This is a genomic window from Pseudorhodobacter ferrugineus DSM 5888, assembly GCF_000420745.1.
Taxonomy (GTDB): domain Bacteria; phylum Pseudomonadota; class Alphaproteobacteria; order Rhodobacterales; family Rhodobacteraceae; genus Pseudorhodobacter; species Pseudorhodobacter ferrugineus.
Map to the genome: position 1 here is coordinate 1 of NZ_ATVN01000038.1, position 2,834 is coordinate 2,834.

At 53.1% G+C, this 2,834-nt stretch carries 3 protein-coding genes; 2 read left to right on the plus strand and 1 reads right to left on the minus strand.

Features of this window, described 5'->3' with window-relative positions:
- Positions 1-242 precede the first annotated feature (242 nt).
- Together G560_RS0118030 and G560_RS0118040 are read left to right on the plus strand one after the other, a co-directional pair.
- Entirely contained in the window at positions 243-674 is a 432-nt protein-coding gene (locus G560_RS0118030; protein WP_022705670.1) for a type IIL restriction-modification enzyme MmeI, read from the plus strand.
- 204 nt (positions 675-878) lie between these two features.
- Positions 879-1,232, plus strand: a complete 354-nt coding sequence (locus G560_RS0118040; RefSeq protein WP_022705672.1) for a phasin family protein — start codon at positions 879-881, stop codon at positions 1,230-1,232.
- A 600-nt stretch (positions 1,233-1,832) separates the two neighbouring features.
- Here the strand turns inward: G560_RS0118040 and G560_RS19820 are convergent.
- Positions 1,833-2,834 (minus strand): sulfotransferase family protein (locus G560_RS19820; RefSeq protein WP_211215453.1); only part of this gene is annotated, 1,002 nt, incomplete at its 5' end.

The window sequence follows — 2,834 nt, forward strand, 5'->3', positions numbered from 1 at the left end:
CGGATGCTGGCGCTCGTCTATACGCTGATTATCCCAACCCCAAAGTGGCAACATTTTGCGCTGCCCTTTGGCTCACTTTTACTCTGCCGTTGACAGCCTGCCCCGGCGGCGCGGCTGAAAACTCTCTATCCCGCGCGGACAAAGCGGCGCGGATTGTGGCCTTTTGACAAAGCAGACAATTCCCTCTTGGCTTCAAACCACATCCAAGGCTTACTGCGGGCGAAGTAATTGGGACCAGCCGCATGACACCACAGCAATTTATCGACAAGTGGCGCAACGTTGATCTGAAAGAACGCACGGCATCCCACAGCCATTTCCTCGACCTTTGCACCCTGTTGGACATTCCCGACCCAGTCACAGCCGACCCCAAAGGTGAATGGTTCACCTTTGAAAAAGGCGCATCCAAATCATCCGGCGGCGAAGGCTGGGCCGATGTTTGGCGCAAAGACTGCTTTGCTTGGGAATACAAAGGCAAGCGCAAAGACCTTGACCGCGCCTTTGACCAACTGCGCCAGTACGCAATCGCGCTGGAAAACCCGCCGCTGCTGATCGTGTCGGATATGGACCGCATCCGCATCCATACCAATTGGACCAACACCGTCCAAAAGGTCCACACCATCGAATTGCTGGACCTGACGGACGCCGCCAAGCGTGACCTTCTGCGCCACGCGTGATGCCGCAGTTCGGAGGTGCGATGGCTGATGATTTGGTGCCGGTCAAGCTGGATGGCGTTTACACGCCGACGCCAAGGGCACTTGCGGGTCTGCTCGCCTATCTTGAGAGCATCCAGCGCTGAACCAGACGCCTCGACAGTCAGCTCACCTCACGAACGTTTCAGACGTAATGTTTTCACCCAACAGTGACGAAAGGAAAACGCAATGACCAAGAAAACGAAAGATCAGTCACCTACCGATTTCGCCGGCATGCTCGGCAACATGCCGTTCAATCCGATGAACGACCCGCAACTGAAAGCATGGTCCGATCTTGGGGCAGAAATGATGCAGTTCGCGGCGTCTCGGATACAGCGGGATCTTGAAGCGCAAAAGGCGATGCTGGCTTGCAAGAGCCTCGAAGACCTTCAGAAGGTCCAAGCTGAATTTTACTCTGAGGCTATCAAGGACTATAACGCGCAAATTCAGCGCACTATGCAGGTTATGTCGGGGGCTGCGAAGATGCAGGTGGATGCAGCCGTCTCATCGACAAAGCGTGGCTATGATGATGTGCCGCTGTAAAGCATAACGGCGCAATCGGAATGTATACCGAGAGGTTCATCATCCGGGTGTTGGGTGTTTGTTCTAAAGCGCAGCAGGTTCACACCTGACCCCCGCAGACTCACTGAGAGTCGATTTGAAGGTGGTTTATGCCTTGGCGGCTAGCCCTCGCAGGGTCAGGCGCGTATGGCGCTCAGTGACTCGCTCCTGCGTGTTCTGCGGCTACCGGTTCGGTCCTGTCGAGTGGGTGAACCGCTTTAAAAGGGTGGTGATCGTCTGGATAATCGGGTCGGCGCTCTTTCTATCGGTTGGCTTGCATCGGGGTCATTCAGATGTGATCATGCCTATGAAGCAGCAAAGCAGCTTCAGGTTTAGCGCAGCTATGCTCTCTTCACATCCGATAGTGCAATGGGGTGCGCGAGTCGACACGCGGCATCCCGTGCGACAGCGGAAAGAACGGCGAAATCCGCGCCATCTGGTCTTCGGAAAGCAGGATCATCTCGGTCATGGCAGCCCCCCTTGCTGCCGCCAGTGAAGCAATGAGCTACCCTGACCCCAAGCAATTTAACGGGGCCAGGGCCTAGGAGGCTGGGGGGTATTCAGTTGCCGGAAACGTGTAGACTATATTTCAGCGTTATCCCCGAGTGTATTCAAAAGAGGTTGCAGCTGTTTCTGATAGGCTTTCCACTTTTTTACAGATGTTTTATAAATAGGCTCGCGTACTTGAGTAACACTCGCGGTTCGAACGCTGCGCTTCGTTTTGTGAGGGGACATGCAGGCTTCATTCCAGTCGAGATTGCACCATTCAATCAAGGCGCGAACATTCGGTTCAAAATCTTCGACGATGTTTTCATATCGCACATCCATAAACGCATCTTTTGGCAAGACGTCGCGCCAATGAGACATCAGGCGGCGGTAATTGTTGTAATATGTACCCAACTCGATTTGATCGTAGGAATGGTATTGGGCCTTGTCGAACAATCGCGTGAAGCAACTTAGGCAAGTATCAACTGGGTCGCGGACCATGTGAATAATCTTGGCGTTTGGCATCAGCGCATGAATGGCACCGAGAAACACGAAATTTGCGGGCATCTTGTCGGTGATACGCGGATGCTCGCCTGCCATTGCGGCGACCAATTCATCATAGTCTTCTGCAATGCGCTGAATTGCCAATATGTCAGCATTTTTCATAATCTGCGGGTAAAGTTTGTCCTCGGGCCCATTCTCGCTTGGCAACAGTCGATGCAAATGGCGCAACTCACCGCCGCCATGCACATTCGGATGGCTGGCGATGATAGTTTCAATCAGTGTAGTTCCAGACCTTGGCATCCCAAGAACAAATATTGACCTGCTTGATGTGATTGCGCTTTGTCGAAGAGCGTCGATACGCTCTTTGCTAAACGTCTCAATTAACCGATCAACCAGTTTTGTGAACACCGTTGGGTCATGCTTGATCAGCGCGCGCTTCAAAGCGGCCCCCTTGGCATAATGTTGGAAAGCTTCGCTATGGCGATTGAGATCATCATAACTGAGAACGGCAGTGCAAAAGTGAGCCACGGAAGTGGCGTGATAATCTCGCTGCGGGCAATGTAAAATGTTGCCACTTTGGCCCTTACTGGTTTC

Coding starts and splice junctions, on each gene's coding strand:
- G560_RS0118030 (WP_022705670.1), top strand. CDS start 243: ATGACACCACAGCAATTTATCGACAAGTGGCGCAACGTTGATCTGAAA.
- G560_RS0118040 (WP_022705672.1), top strand. CDS start 879: ATGACCAAGAAAACGAAAGATCAGTCACCTACCGATTTCGCCGGCATG.